We start from the raw sequence: 21681 nt of genomic DNA on the forward strand, positions 1-21681 counted from the left end.
TGCGCAAGCCTCATCGACAAGTTTTGGCCCAAACGATTGGAATTGACATGGTTTGACCCAGAAAACAACCAGTTATTGAGAGCAACTGCATAGCGCCTGATTGATATAGCTTCCGGGAAAAAACTGAAAATCCGGAAGTTCGCCCGCAATCACCGTTTTGCCGCGCTGCTGCCAAACCAACTCGTCCGCCACTTCGTCCCAGAACGCCGCCGGATCGTCGATGGACGCCTGGTACTTCGCGCGATAGTCGTCGAAATTCCTGAGGTACGAACGAGCGGCATACGCCTCCGGTGGCGGAATGAGCTTTGCGGCCGCGATCATGCTCAACACTTCGTCTGCCATGAGAACCCCTCCTCGAGGTGATGGACGTGCGGCAGAATCATCGCGCAAGGCGCTCCACGACCATGGCCACGCCCTGTCCTCCGCCGATGCACAGCGTGGCCAGGCCGTAGCGGCCGCCCCGTCGCTCGAGCTCGTACAGGAGCGTGACCAGAATCCTGGCCCCGCTCGCGCCGATGGGGTGACCGAGCGCGATGGCGCCGCCGTTCACATTCAGCTTGTCGTCCGGGAACGACAGCGCTCTGGCCACGGCGAGCGCCTGGGCGGCAAAGGCTTCGTTGGCCTCAATCAGGTCCAGATCCTCGACGGACAGCCCCGCACGGCTCAGCGCCTTGCCCGTGGCCTCGATCGGCCCAAGACCCATGACGCTCGGATCGAGTCCCACGCTCGCATAACTCACGATGCGCGCCATGGGCTTCACACCCAATTCCTCGGCGCGATCCCGCGCGAGCACGAGCATGGCTGCGGCGCCGTCGTTGATGCCCGAACTGTTGCCAGCCGTCACCGTGCCGTCCGCCTGAAACGCCGGCCGGAGCTTTGCCAGAGCTTCGTACGTCGTATCGGAGCGCGGGTGTTCGTCGCGATCGACGAAAGCCGGATCGCCCTTGCGCCGGGGCACCATCACGGGCACAATCTCCTCCTGAAATCGCCCTGCCTCGATCGCTTCCTTGGCGCGCATCTGGCTTCGAAGCGCAAACCGGTCCTGATCCTCGCGGCTGATGCCGTGGCGATTGGCCACGTTTTCAGCGGTGACGCCCATGTGAATGTCACAAAACGCGCACCACAACCCGTCGCGGATCATGCTGTCGACCACTTCGCGATGGCCCATGCGGTAGCCGTCGCGCGCCCCCGGGAGCAGATAGGGCGCGTTCGACATGGACTCCATGCCGCCCGCCACCATGACCTTCGCGTCGCCCGCGCGAATGGCTTGCGCCGCGAGCATCACCGACTTGAGGCCAGATCCGCACACCATGTTGACCGTCGTCGATGGGATCTCCTTCGGCAGGTCGGCGCGCATCGCGGCTTGCCGCGCCGGATTCTGGCCGATACCGGCCTGCAGGACGTTGCCCATCATCACTTCGTCCACGGCTTCGGGGGCCACGCCCGCGCGCCGCAGCGCCTCGCGGATGACGGCCGCTCCAAGGTCGGGCGCGGATAGAGGCGCGAGGCTGCCTTGAAACGTTCCGATGGGCGTCCGAACCGCCCCCGCAATGACCACCTCTTGCACGCTGCATTCCTCCCACTCACCCGTCGTCAATCGATGGACATCATCTTCACGCCTTCCGGCGGGACGTGGAGCTCGGGCTCTGTGATGCGCTGCACATCTTCGACGGTGTGCCCGGGCGCGACCTCGCGCAACACAAGCCCCTTTTCCGTCACGTCGATCACGGCATAGTCCGTGATGATTCGGTGCACCACTCTCCGGCCGGTGAGCGGCAGGCGGCAAGTTTTCAGGATCTTCGGCTCGCCATCCTTGTTCACGTGTTCCATCGTCACGACCACGCGCTTGGCGCCGTGCACGAGGTCCATCGCGCCGCCCATGCCCTTGACCATCTTCCCGGGTATCATCCAGTTGGCGAGATCGCCAAACTCCGAGACCTCCATGGCGCCGAGGATCGCGATGTCAATATGGCCGCCGCGGACCATGGCAAACGATTCGGCGCTGTCAAAGAACGCGGCGCCCGGCACCGCAGTGACCGTTTCCTTGCCTGCATTGATGAGATCCGGATCCTCTTCGCCCTCGTAAGGGTAGGGGCCGATGCCGAGCAATCCGTTTTCGGAGTGAAGCATCACGCCGCGGCTGGGATCGAGATAGTTGGCCGCGAGCGTCGGCATGCCGATGCCGAGATTCACATAGTCGCCGTCTCGAATTTCCTGAACGGCCCTGCGGACGATCTGATCGCGCGTGAGCGGCATCCACCATCATCCTTTCCTTCGCGCGGCGTCACGCCTGCGGACGCGAGCGGACGGTCCGCCGTTCGATCCGCTTGACGGGATTCGGATTCACGACAATCCGGTGCACGTAGATGCTCGGCGTGTGAATGAAGTTGGGATCGAGCTCGCCCGGTTCCACGAGTTCCTCCACCTCGACGATGGTGACCTTCGCGGCCGTGGCCATGACGGGATTGAAGTTGCGCTCCGTCTCGTGGTAGATGACGTTGCCGAGCTTGTCGGCCTTCCAGCCCTTGATGAGGGCGAAATCGCCCGTGATGGCCCGTTCGAGCACGTATTCGCGCCCGTCGAACTCGCGGACCTCCTTGCCCTCCGCCACGGAGGTACCAACGCCCGTCGCGGTGTAGAACGCGGGGATGTCCGCCCCTCCTGCGCGGATGCGCTCCGCCAGCGTGCCCTGCGGAACCAGCTCCACCTCGAGTTCCCCGCTTAAAAACTGGCGTTCGAACGTCTTGTTCTCGCCCACGTAGGACGACACCATCTTGCGAATCTGCCGCGTCTGAAGCAGGATGCCGAGGCCCCAGTCGTCGACACCGCAGTTGTTGCTGACGCAGACGAGTTGGGACACGCCTCGCTCCCGAAGGGCCTGGATGAGCGCCATGGGAATGCCACAAAGTCCGAAGCCGCCAACCAAGAGCGTCGCCCCGTCGGGGATGTCCGCGACAGCCGCCTCCGCCGATTCGTACACCTTCTGTGAACGCATGCACTCCACTCCCATCCGACGATGGCACAACACGCCGTCGTTGACCGAGATAAACGTAAGCGTTTTCATTCTAACAGATCGACAAGGAGCCTCGCTAGACAGGGAGAGGCAACGCAGGCACAGCACCGCGGGGGATGCTGGACGGCGAGCGCAGCGGACGGCCGCAACGCACACAATGGGACATGAACCCCGACCTGTGCACATGTGGACTCTCACTCAAGAGGGGAATGGAGGGCACGCAAAGATTTATAAGCCCTCTTTATAAAAAGTCAAGAACCGGACGAGGAAGACACATATTAATACGGCACACAAAGTCATTATTGATGTAGATATCCACCACAACTCCCAAACCAAATGATTATGAACCCATGGAATGAGATTTAATAAAGCAAAGCCAAACACGGTTCCTACAAGCCCAATTGGGTGTGTCAAGAGAACTGTGTAAACTCCGTATCAAGAATTTTCGGGTGATCGTCTTGGCCCCGACCTGAGGCACTCTGCCAGGCTGTCAAGGTACGCGTCCCAGCCTTGACAGCCGATGTTGGGCTGCCATCCTGGTGAGACGTGGCAGGCCACACACCGTGGGGCATGCCACCTAATGCCTTATGGAAGATACGGCGTCACTCGGTCTCCGAAGTAGATGGCCAGCTGCCCTAGGATCGTGCCCCAATGGGTCACCCGCATCGTCCACTTCTGTGTCACCTCCATCGTCGCCAAATACAGCATCTTCAGCAAGGATTCATCGTTGGGGAACATGCTCTTGCCTTTCGTCGCCTTGCGAAGTTGCCTGTGGTAGCCCTCGATGATGTTCGTCGTATACATGATGCGTCGCATCTCGACCGGATAGCGGAAGAACGTCGCCAACTCCGACCAGTTGTCCCGCCATGACTTTACGCACAGTGGATAGCGTGCACCCCAGGTTTCTTCGAACTTCTCAAGCTCCATTCGCGCCGCTTCCTCCGTTGGCGCTTGGTAAATCGGCTTCAACGCGGCAGAGACCGCTTTGAAGTCTTTGTACGACACGTATCGAAGCGAATTGCGAATTTGGTGCACGATGCATTTCTGGATGTCCGATTGCGGGAAGCAGGCCGCGATGGCTTCACTGAAGCCTTTCAGGTTGTCCGTCGAGAACACCAGCACATCCTGTACTCCGCGCGCCTTCAGGTCATTCAAGACGCCCAGCCAGAACTTCGAGGACTCACTCTGGCCGATCCAGATGCCCAAGACATCCTTGCGGCCTTCTAAGTCGACGCCAAGGACCATGTAAGCAGCCTTGTTGACGATGTGGCCTTCTTCACGCACTTTGTAGTGAATGGCATCCAGGAAGACCACTGCGTAGACGGGATGCAGGGGCCGATTCTGCCACTCCTGAATTCGAGGCAAGAGGCGATCCGTGAGGTTCGACACGAGCGTCGGCGAAATCTCGACGCCGTAAATCTGATGGAGATGGTCTTGAATATCCCGGGTGCTGAAGCCTCGAGCATACAGAGCGATGACCTGATCCTCGATGCTTGGCATGCGCTTTTGGCGCTTCTGCACCACAACGGGATCGAATTCACCCTTGCGGTCTCGGGGCAGGGCGATTTCAATATCGCCAAGCTCCGATTGCACGGTGCGCTTTGCGCCATGGCCGTTGCGGGCGTTGTCTGTGTCTTTGCTCTTCGTGTCATATTTGGCGTAGCCCAGATGCGTGTCCATTTCCGCTTCGAGCATCTCTTGGACTGCCGTCGCGAACAAATCCTTCAGCATGGCCTGCACGTCGCTCAGGTCTTTGAGATGCCCGTCGCGAATGTATTGACGCACCTGTTCCTTGGAAAAAAGCTTCTTCTTGTTTTCCACTTTGCTTCACTCCCCATGTAGACTCCCGCATTTGAGTCTGGGGAGTTTACACAGTTCATTTTACACTCTCGCCCAATTCCACATCGGTACACATTGTACATCTCTCGTGCAGCTCTCGATCTCACAACTGAACCAACTACCTCCTTCGTTTGGCAATCTACGTGACTTATCGTGTGCCTCAGCGTTATTGGAGGCCAAGCTACTTCCAGTTGAAACAATCGCCCCTCCCAAATCCAAATGAGTCCCTCTGATGACGTCCCACGCCTCATCATCAGACATATGAGAAAATTCACTTGAGGCATACTGGATGGAATGCATGATATTCTGCAATTGAAACTTATCAAAAAAGCCCATCCCTTCCTTGACAATACTCACTCCAGGAATTAAAGCAACACCATCGAGTATAACTGTCGTAAGACCGACCTCTTTACGAGCGAAGAAATAAGTATCCGTTACAGCTGCGACAGTGCCACTAAGTAGAGATACTCCGTCAGCGATCGCAGCTATGGGAGGTGCCCATGCCGTTCCCCCAGCAGTCAAGCCGTGCGCAAACCGATGCGCCGTCAAACCACCCGAACGCCTCGATGGAAATCCCCGTCGTCCGAACACCCGACTTCGACACTTCGTAGTCATACAAAGACCCACGAACCCTTTGCCCATGCAGGTTCGTGGGACCTGTGGATCACTCGTGTAGTGCCTGCAGCCCTCGTGTTCGAGGTTCGATCCGCAGAATTCTTCGCGGCCTCTCATGATGAAACACAGGGCCATGTATACACAACCCCCCGCTGTGCTTGAGGAGACCATTTTTAAGGACGGAGAGGCGGAAAACCCTGTGTCATAAGTTTGACGGTTACGCACCCGGTTTTAAATGGGTATTTTTAGCAGTTGGTTTGCGAAAAGCAGTATAGAAAACCCGCCTTTGAAAGGGATTTTCCGCTCGTCTCCTTCCGTCCAGAGCACACAAAGGTGTCCTTCCGCGGAGCCAGCTGAAAGCACCACAACGCACCGTCGCGCTCGGGTAAACGCATCGCCGACGTCGCACTTACGAGGCGGGATTCTCGCCTCGCCAGCGCTCAGCTTCGCTCGGCCTTACCGCCCGCGCCCGGGCGAAGGTGCTGCGCAAGCTCCCGCAGAGCGAAACGCTGAAACTTGCCCGTGCTCGTCATGGGGATGCGTTCGATCATCTGCACGGCCTCGGGCCAGTGCGACTTGCTCACGCCGCGATCGCGCAGAAACGCCTGAATCTCCTCCAGCGTCAGAATGTCGCCCGGCTGCTTGGGCACGATAAACACCGCGGCCCGCTGCCCGAGACGTTCGTCCGGCATCGCGACGACGGCCGCCTGCCCGACGCGCGGATGCGTATACAGGACCTCCTCGATGGCACGCGGATCGATCTTGTAGCCGCCGCGGTTGATGAGGTCGTCTCGCCGGGCGACGAACGTGCAGTAACCTGTTGCATCCACCCGCACGATGTCGGCTGAATGAAACCATCCTTCGTCGTCAAACATCCGCCTTGTGTTCTCCGGCTGGCGGTAGTATCCAGGGATCATGCTGGCACCCCGAACCCAGAGCTCTCCCTCGCACGGCGGCTCGAGCCGATGCCCTTTGTCATCCACCACCTGATCGTCGAGACCGTCCAGACACTTGCCAAACGACACGCTCGTGACGTCGATCCCGTCCCCTGGTCGCGTGATGTGCGTAACCCCGCCCTCGGTGTAGCCGTAGCAAGCGAAGATGTCGGCGCCGAGCTTGGTGTGAAGCGCCTTCAGGATCTCGGCCGGACAGGTCGCGCCAGCGTACACAATACCCCGGATGGATGGCACCGACGACGTGGTCAGATCGTCGGCGTGGGCGAGATCGACGAGCATGGGCGTGGCACCGAGGAGATACGTCGGCTGCTCGCGGCGCAGCATGGCGATGGCTCGCCGAACGTCCCAGGAAGTGAGCAACGCCACCGGCGCCCCGCGGTAAAGCGCCCCGAGGCACCCAATTCCGAGCCCCGTGAGGTGTGCGATGGGCGTTACGATGAGCCACTTGGCCGCTGGCTCGAACTGCGCGGTCTGGTTAATCTGACGGATCCAGTACAGATTGTTCGCGTGCAGATGGATCTCCGCCTTCGGCCGCCCCGTCGTGCCCGAGGTGAACATCACGAAAAAGGGATCGATCGCGACGGGCCGCACGTCGGCGAGCGCCGCGGCCGAAGCGCCCGATTGTGAGTGAAGGATCTCTTCGTACGAGATCGCCTCGCCCCCGGGCGCATGAGGCACGGCAACCAAGGTTAAAGCGCACCCCGCCCCCTCTGCGGCGCGCCGCATGAGCGAGATGTAGTCCCGATCGCGGTACGCCGCCATGACAACAGCGACTTTGGGCGCCGTCAGCTGGAGGATATACGAGAGATCGTGTTCGGTGTACGGCATGTGGTACAGGACAGACACCGCACCCGCCTTCGCGGTGCCGAGCAGCGCCACCAAGAACTCTTGCGTGTTGGGCAACTGAAGGGCGACGCGATCGCCCGGGCCTATCCCCAACGAGAGAAGCCCAAGCGCAAACCGATTCGACGCATCCTCAAGTTCCTGGTACGTTGTTACAGTTCCATCTTCGTCGATCACGGCTGAAGCGTCCGGCGTCCTCTCCGCGTGCAGAGTGAGAAAGTCCAGGAAAGTCTCCTTAGTCCACCGGCCCGCCCGCACGTGAGCCTCGACGTGATCGCGGGTCATCCAGACGTCGTCCCGCGACACGAGGCGCTCGAGACTGGCTTCCCATTTGCCTTGCACGACCCCATCACCTCCGGAATAGCACCGGACCTCATGCCATGGTCAGGCCGCCGGACACGCTCAGCGTCTGCCCGGTGATGTACGAGGCCTCGTCCGAGGCCAGGAACGCGACCGCGTTCGCGATGTCACTCGGTTCTGCCAGTCGCCGGAAGGGGATGGCCTTCTCCAGCGAGGCCGCCAGCTTCTCGTTTTGCGCCGCGATCTCCTGAAACAGCGGCGTGTTGGCCGGGCCCGGGCACACCACGTTCACGTTGACGCGATATCTTGCCATCTCGCGGGCGAGCGTCTTCGAAAATGCAATCACGCCGCCCTTCGCCGCCGAATACACCGCCTCGCCCGTGGAGCCCACGCGGGCCGCGTCGGAACCGATGTTCACCACCTTGCCGTACCCGCGCCCGATCATGTGCGGTAGCACCGCGTGGCACGTGTAGAGCACGCTCTTCAGGTTGATGGCGAGGATTTTCTCCCACGTCTCCTCTTGGCTGTCGAGAAAGAGCTCCATCCGGTCCCACCCGGCGTTGTTCACGAGCACGTCGATGCGCCCAAACGCGTCGACCACGGCCTGCACCATGACGTCGACCTCTGCCCTGCGCGTGACATCGGCTCGAATGGCAACAGATGAACGGCCCATGGCGCGCAGGCGATCGCTCGTGTCGCGGGCGCCCTCCAAGTCGAGATCGACCACCGCAACCAGCGCACACTCTTCCGCGAGCCGCTCGCAGATCGCCCGACCGATGCCGCGTGCCCCGCCCGTCACGATGGCGACTCGATCCTCAAGTCGCATACCACTTCCCCCTTGCTCCGCCCGTCTGCCGTCAGGTGCGATCAGCGATGGCGAAACTTTCGAAAGTCGGGCTTGCGCTTTTCCTTGAAGGCCTGAAGGCCCTCGAGAGCCTCCTCCGAACGGTAGTACATGGCGAGAGAAGCCATCGAAAGGCGCGTGATTCCGTCGATGTTCGCCGAATCGGCGTTAAACGAGTACTTCAGAAACTTGAGCGCCGTCGGACTCTTGTCGAGGATTTTCTGGCACCACACTTCGACCTCTTGCATCAGTTGAATGTGTGGGACCACCTTGTTGACGAGGCCCATCTCAAGCGCTTCCTCGGCCGTATACTGCTCGCACAGGAACCAGAGCTCCCGCGCCTTCTTCTCGCCCACGACGCGGGCGAGATAAGCGCTTCCGTAGCCTGCGTCGAAGCTGCCTACCTTCGGCCCCACCTGGCCGAATTTCGCACGATCGGACGCGATCGTCAGATCGCAGAGGACGTGCAATACGTGTCCGCCGCCTATGGCGTAGCCGTTCACAGCTGCGATCACGGGCTTGGGGATGTTGCGGATGAGCCCGTGAAGCGTCTCGATCTCAAGCCCGATCCCCTCCTCCAGGCCGCCGCCTGTGCCCGTGTAGCCCTCGCTGTCGCGATCCTTCTGATCGCCACCCGTGCAAAACGCGCGATCGCCCGCGCCCGTCAGCACCACGACGCCAACCGTCTGGTCGTCCCATGCGTCCCGGAAGGCGTCGATCATCTCGCGCACCGTGAGCGATCGAAATGCGTTCAACACCTCCGGCCTGTTGATGGTGATCTTCGCGATCCCGTCTCGCTTCTCATAGAGAATGTCCCGGTACGACACCCCCATCGCCCCCTTCAACGTGGTTTGTACGGCTTGCCCAGCCATTCGCGAGCGATCACGATCTTCTGCGTCTGCGCGGTCCCATCGCCGATCTCCAGGCCGATCACGTCTCTCAGGCGTTGCTCGAGTGGCAGATCCTTCGTGTAGCCGTAATGTCCATGGAGCAGGATGCTCTCGTGGATGGCCTGCGCTGCCACTTGAGGACCGAGCCACTTGCACATGGAAGCCTCTTTCGTGTGCGGCAAGCCGCGATCGCGCAACCACAGCGCCCGGTAGCTGAACCAGCGAATCATCTCAAGTTTCGTGTAATATTCCACCAGCGGGAACGCAACGCCCTGAAACTGTGCGAGTGGCCGGCCGAAGGCATGCCTGCGCTTAACGTGCTCCGCCGTTTCGTCCAGGGACTGCATGGCCGCGCCGAGGCACTGCAGGCAGATGAGGACGCGGCTGAGATCGAAGCCCTTCATGAGCTGGTAGAACGCCCGATTTTCCTCGCCGATGCGGTAGTCGGTCGCGACCTCAACGTGATCGAAAAACACCGATCCGCGCCCAATGGCGACGTTGCCCATGTCCTTATAGCGGTGAACCTCGACGCCGGGCGTTTCCCGCGGCACTAGAAAGGCGCTTACACCGCGCGCGCCAGCGTCAGCCTGCGTCTTGGCGAAGACGACAAAGGCATCGGCCACCGATGCAAGCGAGATGCCGGACTTCTCGCCGGTAATGATATATCGATCGCCATCTCGCACCGCGCGCGCAGCTAGATTCGCGACATCTGACCCAGCACCAGGTTCCGTGATCGCAATCGCGACGAGGCGCTCGCCAGACGCCATCGGTGCAAGCCATTCGCGCCTGACGGCGTCCGATGCATGCGCTTCGAGCACTTCGGCGAGCAACGCGTTCAGCATGACCGCGTATGCCGCGTTGAAATCGCCGCGAGCAATTTCCTCCGCAGCGATCCCGGTCGTCACACAATCGGCCCCACTCCCGCCGTATTGCGGTGACACCCGGAGACCCGTGAGCCCGAGCCTCCCCATCTCCCGCCAGAGATGGCGCGGAAACGCGCCAGTCCGATCCCATTCGGCATAATGCGGAAGTAACTCTCGACGCGCAAATTCGCAAAGAACCGCCCGCAGTTGCTCCTGCTCCTCCGTGAACCGGAAGTCCACTCCTGGCACCTCCCTTCGAGTAGATGCCGGTTTGATGAAGAAGAGACTTGCGTTGTCGCAGCTATGGAGAGCGTCAAGAGCCTTACTACCTCATTTCCTTACTTATTATTTTCCAAATTTAAATATGATTCAGGTCGATCTCGTCCCGCGTCACGCGCCATCTCTGCCGCAATCGGTAGTGCGTGAGGACGTGATCGTTATCCGAGCGCCACAGGCCGAGATGGAGGCCGGAAACAGATGCGTGTGCATATCGATGGCACGACTGGCTGGCGGCGGCGCGCACCCACGCGGCGATGGAATGTTCCATGGGCACACCTCATGGCTCGAATCGTACCGCGTCCTCTCGCCGTGACAGAGCCTCAGCGGTGCGCAAGCCAGTGCGCGAAGCCCGCCTGGCAGGCGGCCAGCTTTTCCAGCATCGGCCGATCGAGGAGGGAGCGGGCGGGTTTGGGATTCATCTCGATCATCCAGACGTGCCCGTCCTCCTCCACGGCCATGTCGAAGCCGACGAGTCCGACGGTTTCATACCGGCGGGACAACGCCTCGGCGATGGACTTGGCGGCGCGGACGAGATCGCCGACCGGCACCTCCTTGCCTTCCCGCTTCGCCGCGGACTCCAGTTTCTCTAGCGTCCACCGCTCGCCTCCCGCGATGATGTTCGTCACCACGCCGTCGGGCGCGGCCATCTTTGGGACAATGCCAATCAGTTGCCATTCGCCTTGATGATCCCGGTGCAGGACCACGCGAAAATCGACCCTTCGCCCGTTGACGCGAAACAGGCGGAGCCCTCGTTGCACCAAATACCGCCCGCGCAAAGACTGGACGAAGTCGGCGAGGCGACGGCGATCCACCACCCGCTCCCACGCCCTGACCCGTCCGCCTCGGCGGTCCGCGCGCATCCTCACGCGGCCGTCCGCCAGAAGCTCGAGACGGTGCACGTTGACACCCCCGTATCCGCCGCTCGGCTTCACATAGACGATCCGCCAACGTTCGAGCGCCCGCCAAAGCGCGTCAGCGGTCGTCAGCATCTCGGTCTCGGGCACGAGGTGGTGGAGCTGTGCCCGGCGGAGGAAACCGACCATCTGCCATTTGCCCGGAAGCATGGGATTGAAAAGCGGCACGCCGCGGCGGCGCGCCTGCGCCCTGAGTGCCGCGCTGTAGCCCTTGACCGCCAGGTGGACGTAGACGTTCTCATAAATGACGTCAGGAAACCGGAGCGACGCAGGCTCCCAGTCGCCGTCCGGTCGGTTTGAATCGACAGGTACATACGCCGAAATTCGCGACCACTCCGCCTGCCGTCCCGGATCAAACAGACAAACGCGCATGCCGTGGCGCCTGGCCGCCCGCGCGATCCGGCGATAATGCACGCCGGGGCGCCACCTGCGGCGGCCGTCTCGCGGAACCGCGGTCGAGGCGATGCCGAGCCACAAGCCGTCTGGATAGTCCGCCACGCAAATCCCCTCGCATTCAATCCATGGTATGCGAGAGGCCCCGATTCGCGCGAAAAACGCGACCGCTTGGGCGCGATCGCGTTTTTCGATCATTTGCGGTATTCTACGGTCACCTTGGTGTGAATCCCGCCGCGAATGGTGAAATCGCCGACCACCTTGGCGTAATGCGGCTCCGCGGCGGCCACGAAGTCGTTCAGAATGCGGTTGACGCAGTCCTCGTGGTAGCTGGCCTCGTTGCGGTAGCTCCAGAGGTACAGCTTCAGCGATTTGAGCTCCACGAGTTTCTGATCCGGCTCATACTGAATGTAAATCGTCGCGAAGTCCGGCTGACCCGTCATGGGGCACAGCGTCGTGAACTCCTGCGTCTCCATTTCGACCGTGTATCGGCGATCCGGATGGGGATTCGGCACGGTCACAAGCGTCTTCGAAGGCTGGTTCAACATGGAGATCTCACCCCTTTGGCATTCTACCGTTCGAACCTTAGGCGGACAAGCGAGGAGGCACAACGGGTGCGTTTTCCACCTGAAATTCCCGCAGCATTTGCAGCGCAAATGACACATTGGCTTGGCGCCGAAGCGGACCACCTGCTGTCCGCGCTTTCCGGCAGGCCGTGGCGCGGTCTGCGCTATGCCGCGGTCGCGAAGCCGAACGGCTCGTTGCCCGCGAGCCTTGCGCCGTTCCTGCGCGATCGCGTCCCGTGGACGGAGGACGGCTTCTACCTCGCCCAAGGCCCGTCGCTGGGGTATACCGTGCTTCACCAGGCCGGCGCATTCTACCTGCAGGATCCGTCCGCGATGGCGGTGGCGGTGGCGCTCGATCCGAGGCCGGGAGAGCGGATCCTCGATCTCTGTGCCGCGCCTGGCGGCAAGACGACGTACGCGGCACTCTTGGCCGCGCGCCGCGGCGGCGCACAGATGGTGGCCAACGACATTCACCGCGATCGCGTCCTCGCCCTCGCCGAGAACGCGGAGCGAGTCGGCGCGCCGTGCGCCATCACGAACGAATCGCCCTCCCAGCTCGCGGAGGCGTGGCCGCAGGCTTTCGACGCCATCATCGTGGACGCGCCCTGCTCCGGTGAAGGCATGTTTCGCAAGGATCCGGCCGTGCGCGCGGAGTGGAGGCCAGATGCCCCGGAACGGTTTCAGGCGCTGCAAAAGGACATCCTGACGCATGCCCTGAACATGCTCAAGCCGGGAGGCCGGCTGGTGTATTCGACTTGCACGCTGAACCCGCTGGAAAATGAGCAGGTGGTGTTATGGCTTCTCGATCATTTTCCCGTCGAGCTGGAGCCGTTGCCGGAATGGCCCGAATGGCAACCGGCCCGCGCCGATTGGGCGGCGGATCGACCGGAACTCCGGCGCGCGAGGAGACTGTGGCCCCATCTGGGCCGAGGCGAGGGACACTTTGTGGCGCGACTTCGACTGTGCGAACCCGTGTCTGACCAACCCCGCAGACGATCCAAGAGCTCGGCGCACCCGGGCGCGAACAAGGCGTGGGAAGCGTGGCTCGAGTCGTTCGTGACGGCCATTCCGGCCTCTTGGCGCCGGACGACCGGGAACAAAAACGTCGTGTTCGCCGACGTGCTGGGCGATCTCGCCGCACCCGGCCTGCGCGTCCTTCGGCCCGGCCCGCCGCTCGCCGAGCGAAAGGGGCGGGTGTATGTGCCGCACCACGCGGCGTCCCGGCTGATTCCGCCTGGTGGTTTCCGCGCGACGGTCGAGATCGACGAGGAGACCGCCATCCGTTACCTTGCGGGCGAACCTCTCGCCGCGCCCGGGGATGTGAGCGAGGAGACAGCCTTCTGCGCCGTGGCACACGAGGGATTTCACCTCGGCTTCGCGAAACGTGCGCCGGGGCGGCTCAACAACCTTTACCCGAGGGGCCTTCGCTCCACGCGCATCGAATCACTCGCGGCGCTTGCGGAGGAAGTTGCCGCATCTTCGTCGTATACGTAAAACCCCTCTCCGCTCTTGCGGCCGAGCTTGCCCGCGCGGACCATCTGGCGCAGGAGGCGAGGCGGGAGATAGCGGCTGTCTCCCGTCTCACGCGCGAGTTTTTCGCTGATGGCCAGGACGTGATCGAGCCCCATGCGGTCGGCCAGTTGCAAGGGACCGACGGGATGTTGAAGCGCGAGGCGCATCGCTTCGTCGATATCGCTCGCGGCGGCGACACCCTCTTGCAGCGCGCGAATGCCCTCGTGAATGAACGGGATGAGAAGCCGCTGCACGAGAAACGGCGGCACGTCGATGGTCTGAATGGGCGTGAGCCCGGCGCGCTTGCAGAACCTAAGCGCGAGATCATGCGCCTCCTCGCATGTCACATACCCCCGCACCACCTCGACCACCCTCGACGAGGTGGGCGGCTGGGGAAAATGCAAGCCCAAAAACCACTCCGGCCGGGACGTCGCACCCGACAGTTCCGTGATGGAGAATGTGGAGGTGGTGGTCGCCAACACGGCTTGACTCGGGGCAAATCGGTCAACCTCGCGCCACAAGGCGACCTTGGCCCCAAAATCCTCGGGAATCGCCTCGACGACGAGATCGACCTCGCAGGCAGCTTCAAGCCGTGACACAGTGCGGATGCGCCGCAGAACCTCCTCCATCTCGCCCGGCGTCAATCCGTAGTGCCGCGAACGCGCCGCCAGCCTCTGACCCATGTGGAGGAGCGAGCGCTCGAGCACGTCTTCGTTTGTGTCGTACAAATGCACGCGCATGCCGCCCAACGCGGCCGCCATGGCGACGCCGCGGCCGATGAAACCCGCGCCAATGACTCCGACGGATTGAACGTCCACCGACCTTCCTCCTTCCGCCCGCAGGTTCAGGCGGTTCCCTTCGATTGCATAGGAAGAGCGAGCAAATCGAACCCTGTAAAATGCTGAATCACGACCCATCCCCCTTGGGAGGAGGAGTCTGGATGCGCGACAGCACCGGCTATCTCATCGCCGCGGCCTGCTTCGCCGCGTACCTCACCTGGCGGCTCTCGGACGGCCTCAGGCGATCGTTGAAACAGCGCGATCGGGCAAACGACGAGACCAAGCCCTAAGGCTCCGGCCTGCGCGGAAAGGAATCCTTGGCCACAATTTCGCGGGCGCCGGTCACCTCGAGGACAGTGCCATTGACCTCCTGGCTGTCTTCCCGCAAAAACCACTCCACCGCGCGCGCTACGTCTTCTCCGACCGGCGGCCGCAATCCTTCTTCCGTGCGCACATCCTTGACCTCTTCGATCATCCGCATCTTGTCCTCGCCGCGGATATCGCCGGGACAGACCATGTTGGCCGTGATCCCGTATCCGCGCTCCTCGCGCGCGATGGACCGGGTGAGGGCCGCCAAACCGGACTTGGCCGCCGCGTATGCGGCGCGAAACCGCCATCCCCGCGCCTCGCCCGCGCCGTCGTAGCCCACGGTGACGAAGCGGCCAAACCGCTTCGCGCGCATGTCGTGGACGGTCGCCCGGTAGAGCCAGAAGAAGTTCGTGAGATTTCCGTCCATCATCCGGCTCCACATCTCGTCGTCGTAATCCGCAAGCGGCCTTCGCTCAAACACAAATGGACCGAAATTGTGGACAACGGCGTCGATCCCGCCGAGAGCGTCTTTCGCCGCGGCCACGGCGGCCTGAATGGCATCGCGATCAAACAGATCGCAGTGAATCGGCAGGACCCGGCGCCCGTCGCTTTCCACCTGCCGCGCGAGGGCCACCGCCTCCTGGTGGCTTCTTCCGTATGTAAACGCCACGTCCCAACCGGATTTCGCAAGTGTGCGCACCATGCTGTGGCCAAGCCCTTTTGCGCCGGACGTGATGAACACCACTTTCGCCACAGCCTGTCCTCCTTTCGAGCGTGAGGTGGGAGGGGAGCCCTCACCACCACCAGGGTCCCCACCACCAAAGTGCAAGCGCCAAAGCCACAGCCCATGGAATGAAAATCAGCGGCCAGAGCCACCACGCCGTCTCTGCGTCGAGCGATTGCGGCACTTGATCAAGCGTGCGCAGGTCTTCCTCGCCTGTGAATCCCGCAAGGCGCGCACCTGGACGATACGCGCGGAGATACAGGCCGCGATCGTCGACGTGATGGAGCACGCCGCGGTGCACGCCGCTGTGCGTATACACGACGACCGGCCTGCCGATGTAGTTTCTCGCGATAGAACGCAGGTCCGCCATCCTCCATCCCTCCTTTGCCGCGTTTGCTGTACCGTACGCAGCAAAGGAGCGCAAGGGATGGACGAAACGGAAGAGGCGGCACAGAAAGGCTCAAGCCCTGACCCAATTTCCACTCATTGTACGGGTTTTGCCCAGGCGAAGCCAGCCCTGTCCGACAGGCTGTGCGCCCCCGCCGCGTCAGGCCGTGCGCCAGCGCTGATAGGCGCGCATGCTGATCCAAGCCCCGGCGAGAAAGAGCGCGGGCACGAGTCCGAGCAGGATCCGAAAACCTTCCACCGCGCTCGGCGGTTGCATGGCGGCGCCTGATCGATAACCCGACACCGCGAAAAAGACGGCCATCACGGCGTACTGCAGGGATAACCCCAGGCGCACGATGCATCCGTTGACGCCGAGATACATGCCCTCGCGCCGGCGGCCCGTGCGACTTGCGTCGAGATCGATCACTTCCGCCAAAAGCATGTTCAAGAGCACCATGAAGCCCGCGACGGGAACGCCGAGGCACAGTCCCGTTACAAGCACAGAAGCCGGCGAGCGGTCGACGAGAAGGAGCGCCTCCACACACGCGTACATGGCGATGGCCACCATGGCGCAGCGCGAAGCACCATATCGAATCGCGGCGCGAGCCCACACAAAGGCGACGGGCATCGCGACGACGAAGATGCCGCCGAGAAAGAGCGAATTTTGAAGTGGAGTCAGGCGCACCACGTACGATGTGTAAAACGAGGAGGCTGTGGTGAAAAGCGTGGTGGTGAACTGGACAAGGAAACTGGCGATCACGTACCGAATGAACGCAGGGTTGCGAAACGTCTCGCGCACCGCCTCGCGCCACGAGAAGGGCTCGCCGGGATCGCCCGTCTCAAAACTTCCGAGCAGCGACACGTAGATGGACCCGGCGGCCACCGCCGCAAACAGCCAGGCCATCCGTGCCCAGCCGAGCGCTTGACCGAGCGATTTGGACAGCGCGACGCCCGCGATGAGCCCCAAAATGCCGAAGACCTGTTGAAGCGCTGAGACGTACGCTCGATCGCGCGGATCCGGATACATCTCCGGGTAGAGCGCATTCGCGTTGAGGGCCGTGAACGTGAAGGCGAGATCGAACAAAAACGTCATGGCCATGAAGTAGAGGACAAGACCGTTCTCCGTGAACCGGGGAGGAGAGAACAAAAGTGCGAAGCAGACCGCGTACGGAACCGTGGCGACGGCGACGTAGGGAATGCGTCGGCCGAAGCGCGTGCGCGTGCGGTCGCTCACGTGACCTGCCACAAGGTTGAACAGGGCGTTCAGCACGCCGTACACGATGAGTCCGCTTGACAATCGCACGGCGGAGACGCCGTGATACGCCACGTAGTCGTATACCGCCACGGCGTTGAACGCTTGCCAAAGGATGTTCACACCGATTTGGTTCACCGCGTACGCCGTCTTCTGGGCGATCGACGGGCGCGGCCGGATCGGCGGATGGAGCCCAGGTTGCGCCATGGGTACGCCCCCGTTTCAACTCGAGATGGCGTCGGGAAAGAAGTGAAGCTGCCGAGGCGATAGGACCTTGAACGTTTCGACCAGCCGGCCGTCTCCAGACGCGCCGAGAAATTGGACGGCCGCCTGACGCGACTGGTATTCGAAAAACGCCTTGAGCGCCGGCCATTCCGGCGTGGCGAACTGACTCGCGTGCGCCTCGATGGCTCGAAGTTTGATGTCCCAGTGTTCCGTGACATCCACGGCTGTGTTCGCATACGCACTGGCGTAAAACGCGAACATGAGCGGAACATACGCGGGCGGATGTTGCGGCACGGCCAGACTGGCGAGGCGGATGGCGCACTGGGCCACGGCGCGGCCGGTCTTGACATGGTCAGGGTGAGCCTCGTAAGGCGTCCACGGATCCACGGTCACGACGACCTCCGGCCGAATGTCGAGCAGGACGGGCACGAGCTTCTCGACCACATCCTCTTCCGTGTACGCGCCGAGATCCTCGAAACCGAATTCGATGTGTTCCCGGACGCCGAGCATTTCGCACGCGGCCTCAAGCTCCTGCTGTCGACGCCTGGCAAGCTGGTTGGGGTCGATCGGGCCTGTTGCGCCGCAGCGCCCATCGGTGACCGTCACGGTCACCACGCGGCATCCCGATACCGCGAGTTTGGCGATGGTTCCCCCGGCACCGACCTCGTTGTCATCGGGATGAGGTTGGACAAAGAGCGCCGACCGCACGTCGTCAAGCGGTTTCAAGCCAAGCAAGGCGCGCAGATCCATGCGGATCCTCCTGTCGCGGTGGTGTCGTTCCAAGGATTCGACGCAAGCGCGAGAATTCCTGTGCCAAGGAAAGCGGTTTGGCCTTCGCAGAAAAAGCCAGTACAATGAGGGCGGAGGTGTCCGCGTCATGAAATACCGTCGTCTGGGAAAGAGCGGACTGAAGGTGTCCGAAATTGCGCTCGGCAGCTGGCTGACCTACGGCACGGTGACCGAACGGGAACAGGCCATCGCGTGCGTGCGCAAGGCGTATGAACTGGGCATCAACCACTTCGACTGCGCCAACGTCTACGGGGCGAAGCCGCACGCGGCGGAGGAAGTCATGCGCGAAGCGCTCGCCCCGTTTCCCCGCGAAAGCTACGTGATCACGACGAAAGCGTTTTGGCCGGTCGGGCAAGGGCCGAACGATCGGGGCCTCAGCCGCAAGCACATCGTCGAACAGGTCCATCAGAGCCTGAGGGCGCTTGGCGTCGAGTACATCGACATCTTTTATTTCCACCGGTACGACGCCGAGACGGATCTGGAAGAAAGCCTTCGCGCCGTGGACGATCTCATCACCCAGGGCAAGATTCTGTACGCGGGTTTCAGCGAATGGCCGGCGGACAAGATTGCCGAAGGCGTCCGACTCCAACGCGAGCTCGGGCTGCACAAGTTTGCCGCCAGTCAGCCGATCTACAACATGTTTGAACGGTATATCGAAGCGGCCGTGGTCCCCATCTGCGAGACGGCCGGCATCGGGCAAGTGGTGTTCTCCCCGCTCGCCCAGGGCGTCCTGACGGGCAAATACCGGAAAGGTCAGCCCGCCCCCGCAGGTTCACGCCTCGCGACTCCGGGCGTGAACCAGTTCATGAAGGTCACGGACGACATCCTCGATAAGGTCGAACGACTCGAGAGCATCGCCAAGGAGGCCGGCCTTTCGCTGGCGCAGCTCGCGATTGCCTGGACCCTCAGGCTCTCGAACGTGGCGAGCGCGCTCGTCGGCGCGAGCCGCCCGGAACAGGTGGAGGAGAACGCGAAAGCCTCGGGCATCGAGCTGAGCCAGGACGTGCTGGCGAGCATCGAGCAGGTGCTGGCGAACTGAGGGCGGACGTCATGGATCTTGTCACGTTTGACGAAGCCTGGGCGCGTCTTGAACGCCACGTGCCGGCGATGGAGACCGCACCGTGGAGTTCTTGGCATGCGGTCGAGCCGCGCTGGCTGGCCTGCGACGTGGCGGCGGCAGTGGATCTGCCGCCGTTTTCGCGCTCGATGATGGACGGATACGCCATCCACGCGGACGACCTTCGCACCACGAGTCCCTTGCGCGTGGTGGCGGACGTGCGCGCGGGTGACGCCGCCATGGGCCTATCCGTAAAGCCGGGAGAGGCCGTTCGGGTGCGCACGGGCGCGCCCGTTCCCGCAGGCACCGCGGCTGTGGTGCGCAACGAGTGGGTCGAGGCGGTTGGCGATACCGTCCGGCTCCTTCGCGCCGTTCCGGCTGGCGAGTCGGTTCAGCCGCAGGGCGACGACGCGCGGCGCGGCGACGTGATCGCGCGCGCTGGCCAACTGGTTGACGGGCAGACACAGGCGGTGCTCCGCTCTGCAAGCGTTCACGAGTCCGTCTGCCACAGGCCGCTCATCGCCGCCATTCTCTCGACGGGATCGGAGCTTGTGACGGGGCCTCGCGCCAAGGGCGCGCTGCCCCCCGGCCAGGTGTATGCGGCGACCGACGCGTTCCTGCGATCGGCGCTTGCGCAGCTCGGCGTCTCGGTGGCGGCTGTCGAGCACGCCGAGGACGATCGCGGCGCCATCGTCGAAGCCGCGGAGCGCCTTGCTTCGGCGGCGGACCTCTTGCTCGTCACGGGAGGCGCGTCCGTGGGCGACGCCGATTACGCCCGCGACGCGCTCGAGCACCTGGAAGGCGCCCCCCTGCTCTTCGAACGCGTGTGGATGCGGCCCGGCGCGCCTCTCCTTGCGCGTCCGACCGCGCGCGGATTTGCGTTTGCCTTGTCGGGAAATCCCGCGGCCGCATACGTTCAATTCCACGCGCTCGTCGTGCCGTTTGTTCTCCGGTGGCTGGGTGCAAGCCAGGCGCGCCCCTTTCCGATCACGGCGCTTATCGAGGGCGACGTGCGCGTCAAGCCGGTGAAACACACGCGCGTGCTCCGCGGCCGTCTGCACCAGCGCGGCGCCACGCTCTTCTTTCGCCCGGAGGACAAGCAGTCGTCCGGCAGCCTGACGGGCCTCGTGTCGACGAACGCGATCGCGCGGATGGACGGCGATCACCTCGCGGACGGCGAACCGGTCGCCGTCGCCTGGACGCGCGGATGGCTGCCATCACTGGGTTTGATGGAATTGCCACATACCGGCGTGGCGCGCGGGTTGCAGGATGGCTAAAATATGGAGGACAGGCCGATTGGTGTGAATCATCCCAGAGGTGAAGGATATGAAGGTCAGAAAAGCGGTCATTCCGGCCGCGGGCTTCGGCACGCGCATGCTCCCGGCCACCAAAGCTGTGCCGAAAGAGATGCTGCCCATCCTGAACAAGCCTTGCATTCAATACATCGTGGAAGAAGCCGTGTACTCGGGCATTGAGGAGATCCTCATCATCACCGGTCGGGCCAAGAAGGCCATTGAGGATCACTTCGACCGATCGCCCGAGCTGGAACTGCACCTGGAGCAGAGCCGCAAGTCCAACATGTTGACCGAGGTGCAGGCCATCTCGGATCTGGTCAACATTCATTACGTGCGGCAGAAGACGCCGCTCGGACTCGGTCATGCGATTCTTTGCGCGCGCTCGTTCGTGGGCGGCGAACCGTTCGCGGTCCTGCTGGGCGACGACATCATCCAATCCGATGAGCCCGTCGTGCGCCAATTGATGAAACAGTACACGGACCCTGAACGCGCGCTGCTTGGGGTGCAGCCCGTCCCGTCGTCCGACGTGTCGAAATACGGGATCATCGAACCCGCGCGCCTCGTGGTGGGTCCAGAACCGTTCCCGGTCCGGCGGCTCATCGAGAAACCGAACGAGGCCGAGGCCCCTTCGACGTTCGCCGTGCTCGGACGATACATACTGCCCCCTTCCATCTTCGATGCGCTCGAGCAGACGCCCATCGGGCACGGAGGCGAACTGCAGCTGACGGACGCGCTCCAAAAGCTCGCGGCAATGGGACTCGTCGACGCGTACCAGTTCGAGGGCGTGCGTCACGACATCGGCAATCTCGAAGGCTGGCTCAAGGCCAATCTCGCGTTCGGCCTCGAGGATCCGAAGCTCGCCGCGTCGATGCGGAAATGGCTGATGGACGATCGCGTCCAGAGCCGATTGGCCAACTACTGATCGAAGCGCCTGGCGCCGGCCTCTCTCGAGTCCGGCGCTTTGGGTGCCATCCTCTAGGAAAATTTTGTGATGGATGCTTTTTCTCTGGTTTGATTTACATAAAGGAGTCTGCGCC

At 62.5% G+C, this 21681-nt stretch carries 22 protein-coding genes; 5 read left to right on the forward strand and 17 right to left on the reverse strand.

Annotation, left to right across the window (positions count from 1 at the left end):
- Positions 1–72 precede the first annotated feature (72 nt).
- From J3481_RS08870 to queF, 12 genes are all read right to left on the reverse strand, one after another.
- The gene (locus J3481_RS08870; protein ID WP_236011462.1) at positions 73–342 is read right to left on the reverse strand and encodes an acetyl-coenzyme A synthetase N-terminal domain-containing protein; all 270 of its coding nucleotides are present in this window, start codon (positions 340–342) and stop codon (positions 73–75) included.
- A 37-nt stretch (positions 343–379) separates the two neighbouring features.
- On the reverse strand, positions 380–1567 hold the full coding sequence (locus J3481_RS08875) for an acetyl-CoA C-acetyltransferase (protein WP_206831684.1): 1188 nt from the start codon (positions 1565–1567) through the stop codon (positions 380–382).
- 26 nt (positions 1568–1593) lie between these two features.
- Positions 1594–2256 (reverse strand): CoA transferase subunit B, encoded by a 663-nt coding sequence (locus J3481_RS08880; RefSeq protein ID WP_206831685.1) that lies wholly within the window; start codon positions 2254–2256, stop codon positions 1594–1596.
- 28 nt (positions 2257–2284) lie between these two features.
- Positions 2285–2995 (reverse strand): CoA transferase subunit A, encoded by a 711-nt coding sequence (locus J3481_RS08885; RefSeq protein WP_206831686.1) that lies wholly within the window; start codon positions 2993–2995, stop codon positions 2285–2287.
- 603 nt (positions 2996–3598) lie between these two features.
- The gene (locus J3481_RS08890) at positions 3599–4798 is read right to left on the reverse strand and encodes an IS256 family transposase (RefSeq protein ID WP_206831746.1); all 1200 of its coding nucleotides are present in this window, start codon (positions 4796–4798) and stop codon (positions 3599–3601) included.
- A gap of 1109 nt (positions 4799–5907) precedes the next feature.
- On the reverse strand, positions 5908–7608 hold the full coding sequence (locus J3481_RS08895; RefSeq protein ID WP_206831687.1) for a class I adenylate-forming enzyme family protein: 1701 nt from the start codon (positions 7606–7608) through the stop codon (positions 5908–5910).
- A gap of 31 nt (positions 7609–7639) precedes the next feature.
- Positions 7640–8392 carry an SDR family NAD(P)-dependent oxidoreductase gene (locus tag J3481_RS08900; RefSeq protein WP_206831688.1) on the reverse strand — a complete coding sequence of 251 codons (753 nt, stop codon included), beginning with the start codon at positions 8390–8392 and terminating at the stop codon, positions 7640–7642.
- Positions 8393–8433: 41 nt separating this feature from the next.
- Positions 8434–9243: a 1,4-dihydroxy-2-naphthoyl-CoA synthase gene (gene menB / locus J3481_RS08905; protein ID WP_407929327.1), complete on the reverse strand. Its 810-nt coding sequence runs from the start codon at positions 9241–9243 to the stop codon at positions 8434–8436.
- Between the two features lie 8 nt (positions 9244–9251).
- Positions 9252–10403 (reverse strand): acyl-CoA dehydrogenase family protein, encoded by a 1152-nt coding sequence (locus J3481_RS08910; RefSeq protein WP_206831690.1) that lies wholly within the window; start codon positions 10401–10403, stop codon positions 9252–9254.
- A 118-nt stretch (positions 10404–10521) separates the two neighbouring features.
- Positions 10522–10710 carry a hypothetical protein gene (locus J3481_RS08915; RefSeq protein WP_206831691.1) on the reverse strand — a complete coding sequence of 63 codons (189 nt, stop codon included), beginning with the start codon at positions 10708–10710 and terminating at the stop codon, positions 10522–10524.
- Between the two features lie 52 nt (positions 10711–10762).
- The gene (locus tag J3481_RS08920; protein WP_206831692.1) at positions 10763–11854 is read right to left on the reverse strand and encodes a YheC/YheD family endospore coat-associated protein; all 1092 of its coding nucleotides are present in this window, start codon (positions 11852–11854) and stop codon (positions 10763–10765) included.
- 89 nt (positions 11855–11943) lie between these two features.
- Positions 11944–12297, reverse strand: coding sequence for a preQ(1) synthase (gene queF, locus J3481_RS08925; RefSeq protein WP_008341475.1), 354 nt, complete (start codon positions 12295–12297; stop codon positions 11944–11946).
- A gap of 66 nt (positions 12298–12363) precedes the next feature.
- Between queF and J3481_RS08930 the strand changes: the two genes are divergently transcribed.
- A complete protein-coding gene (locus tag J3481_RS08930; protein WP_206831693.1) occupies positions 12364–13809 on the forward strand; it encodes a methyltransferase RsmF C-terminal domain-like protein in 1446 nt (481 codons plus the stop codon).
- Here J3481_RS08930 and J3481_RS08935 read toward each other — a convergent pair.
- Complete coding sequence (locus tag J3481_RS08935; protein WP_206831694.1) at positions 13725–14645, reverse strand: 3-hydroxyacyl-CoA dehydrogenase family protein; 921 nt, start codon at positions 14643–14645, stop codon at positions 13725–13727. The genes J3481_RS08930 and J3481_RS08935 overlap by 85 nt on opposite strands.
- Before the next feature lie 122 nt (positions 14646–14767).
- Between J3481_RS08935 and J3481_RS14850 the strand changes: the two genes are divergently transcribed.
- Entirely contained in the window at positions 14768–14896 is a 129-nt protein-coding gene (locus tag J3481_RS14850; protein ID WP_268884336.1) for a hypothetical protein, read from the forward strand.
- On the opposite strand, the gene J3481_RS08940 is transcribed toward J3481_RS14850, so the two are convergent.
- The 4 genes from J3481_RS08940 to J3481_RS08955 form a co-directional block, all read right to left on the reverse strand.
- Positions 14893–15669: an SDR family oxidoreductase gene (locus tag J3481_RS08940; protein WP_206831695.1), complete on the reverse strand. Its 777-nt coding sequence runs from the start codon at positions 15667–15669 to the stop codon at positions 14893–14895. The genes J3481_RS14850 and J3481_RS08940 overlap by 4 nt on opposite strands.
- 40 nt (positions 15670–15709) lie before the next feature.
- On the reverse strand, positions 15710–16009 hold the full coding sequence (locus tag J3481_RS08945; RefSeq protein WP_206831696.1) for a hypothetical protein: 300 nt from the start codon (positions 16007–16009) through the stop codon (positions 15710–15712).
- A 177-nt stretch (positions 16010–16186) separates the two neighbouring features.
- Positions 16187–17485, reverse strand: a complete 1299-nt coding sequence (locus tag J3481_RS08950) for an MFS transporter (protein ID WP_206831697.1) — start codon at positions 17483–17485, stop codon at positions 16187–16189.
- 15 nt (positions 17486–17500) lie between these two features.
- Positions 17501–18253, reverse strand: a complete 753-nt coding sequence (locus J3481_RS08955; protein WP_206831698.1) for a PIG-L deacetylase family protein — start codon at positions 18251–18253, stop codon at positions 17501–17503.
- A gap of 127 nt (positions 18254–18380) precedes the next feature.
- On the opposite strand from J3481_RS08955, the gene J3481_RS08960 reads away from it, so the two are divergent.
- Genes J3481_RS08960 through galU form a run of 3 tightly spaced genes read left to right on the forward strand, consistent with a single transcriptional unit; the run spans position 18381 to position 21566 of the window.
- The gene (locus J3481_RS08960) at positions 18381–19331 is read left to right on the forward strand and encodes an aldo/keto reductase family protein (RefSeq protein ID WP_206831699.1); all 951 of its coding nucleotides are present in this window, start codon (positions 18381–18383) and stop codon (positions 19329–19331) included.
- An 11-nt stretch (positions 19332–19342) separates the two neighbouring features.
- The gene (locus J3481_RS08965) at positions 19343–20626 is read left to right on the forward strand and encodes a molybdopterin molybdotransferase MoeA (RefSeq protein WP_206831700.1); all 1284 of its coding nucleotides are present in this window, start codon (positions 19343–19345) and stop codon (positions 20624–20626) included.
- Between the two features lie 49 nt (positions 20627–20675).
- Positions 20676–21566, forward strand: a complete 891-nt coding sequence (gene galU / locus J3481_RS08970; protein ID WP_206831701.1) for a UTP--glucose-1-phosphate uridylyltransferase GalU — start codon at positions 20676–20678, stop codon at positions 21564–21566.
- Positions 21567–21681: the final 115 nt, after the last annotated feature.

The sequence above is a fragment of the Alicyclobacillus fructus genome (assembly GCF_017329605.1).
Lineage (GTDB): Bacteria > Bacillota > Bacilli > Alicyclobacillales > Alicyclobacillaceae > Alicyclobacillus > Alicyclobacillus fructus.

Coding starts and splice junctions, on each gene's coding strand:
- J3481_RS08950 (WP_206831697.1), bottom strand. CDS start 17,485: ATGGCGCAACCTGGGCTCCATCCGCCGATCCGGCCGCGCCCGTCGATC.
- J3481_RS08955 (WP_206831698.1), bottom strand. CDS start 18,253: ATGGATCTGCGCGCCTTGCTTGGCTTGAAACCGCTTGACGACGTGCGG.
- J3481_RS08915 (WP_206831691.1), bottom strand. CDS start 10,710: ATGGAACATTCCATCGCCGCGTGGGTGCGCGCCGCCGCCAGCCAGTCG.
- J3481_RS08870 (WP_236011462.1), bottom strand. CDS start 342: ATGGCAGACGAAGTGTTGAGCATGATCGCGGCCGCAAAGCTCATTCCG.
- J3481_RS14850 (WP_268884336.1), top strand. CDS start 14,768: ATGCGCGACAGCACCGGCTATCTCATCGCCGCGGCCTGCTTCGCCGCG.
- galU (WP_206831701.1), top strand. CDS start 20,676: ATGAAGGTCAGAAAAGCGGTCATTCCGGCCGCGGGCTTCGGCACGCGC.
- J3481_RS08960 (WP_206831699.1), top strand. CDS start 18,381: ATGAAATACCGTCGTCTGGGAAAGAGCGGACTGAAGGTGTCCGAAATT.
- menB (WP_407929327.1), bottom strand. CDS start 9,243: ATGGGGGTGTCGTACCGGGACATTCTCTATGAGAAGCGAGACGGGATC.
- J3481_RS08880 (WP_206831685.1), bottom strand. CDS start 2,256: ATGCCGCTCACGCGCGATCAGATCGTCCGCAGGGCCGTTCAGGAAATT.
- queF (WP_008341475.1), bottom strand. CDS start 12,297: ATGTTGAACCAGCCTTCGAAGACGCTTGTGACCGTGCCGAATCCCCAT.
- J3481_RS08885 (WP_206831686.1), bottom strand. CDS start 2,995: ATGCGTTCACAGAAGGTGTACGAATCGGCGGAGGCGGCTGTCGCGGAC.
- J3481_RS08945 (WP_206831696.1), bottom strand. CDS start 16,009: ATGGCGGACCTGCGTTCTATCGCGAGAAACTACATCGGCAGGCCGGTC.
- J3481_RS08900 (WP_206831688.1), bottom strand. CDS start 8,392: ATGCGACTTGAGGATCGAGTCGCCATCGTGACGGGCGGGGCACGCGGC.
- J3481_RS08965 (WP_206831700.1), top strand. CDS start 19,343: ATGGATCTTGTCACGTTTGACGAAGCCTGGGCGCGTCTTGAACGCCAC.